This is a genomic window from Bartonella sp. CL25QHWL (genome assembly GCF_042195335.1).
In the GTDB taxonomy this organism is placed as follows: Bacteria; Pseudomonadota; Alphaproteobacteria; order Rhizobiales; family Rhizobiaceae; genus Bartonella.
In genome coordinates this window covers 1-866 of record NZ_JBHIOE010000075.1, presented here as the reverse complement: position 1 = coordinate 866, position 866 = coordinate 1, and the positions used below count along the sequence as shown (strand labels likewise).

Sequence of the window (866 nt, the reverse complement as noted above, 5' to 3'; positions counted from 1 at the left end):
CACTCACCCGCCCCTGTGGCCTCCCTTGGGTGAGAGGTTACGCTCTGTAGGAATCCCTACGGCCGTGTACCTTCTCTGGATCGGTCACAGGGGCGCTCACACGGCCCCTGTGAAGCTCTGGATGAGCTCTGCGACGCTTCACACAGTCGTGTGGAAATTCCACACGGCCGTGTGTTTCCTCTGGAAGACTTAGAAAAATTTTCAGGCTCTAACAGAATAAATCAGGAACATGTATCAAAGGTTTTAGAGCCTAAATACTTTAAAATTCTCTTCCAGAAGTCTATGAAAACACACAACATGATCCATACTTCATCAATCAACATTAAAGCACACGAATCCATTAAGAACAACGATAAAATTTCAGCATAAGCACGAAATCATGCATGACACCAACACTAAGACTTCTAAACTAAGACTTGACACTAAAAACTACCGAAACCTTGGGTTGCCTCCCAAGAAGCGCTTGTTTTACGTCACTAGCTTGACGTACCTGTCTTACCTTATAGGGAGCTCGTGGAGGTGAAACACCTCCTTCTCGTTATCACTTACCTCCCCGCCGTAGTATGGCTTCAATCGATGCCCATTTACCTTGAATGTCCCCTTGTCTGGATGAGTGATTTCAATTGCTCCATATGGGGACACTTGAGTGACGGAATACGGACCTGACCATCTTGACTTTAGCTTGCCCGGGAATAATCTTATTCGAGAGTTGAACAACAAGATTTGGTCGCCCACCTTGAACTCTTTTGCTAACTTTGTGTGCTTGTCGTGCCATCTCCGAATTCGTTCTTTGTAAATCCTGGTGTTCTCATAAGCTTTCATCCTCCATTCATCTAGCTCATTCAGGTGCAATAGTCTTTTCTCCC

Annotated in this window: 1 protein-coding gene; it reads right to left on the bottom strand. The window is 45.5% G+C overall.

Annotation, left to right across the window (positions count from 1 at the left end; genetic code table 11):
* Positions 1-495 precede the first annotated feature (495 nt).
* Positions 496-866 (bottom strand): hypothetical protein (locus ACFILY_RS09535; protein WP_375673369.1); only part of this gene is annotated, 371 nt, incomplete at its 5' end.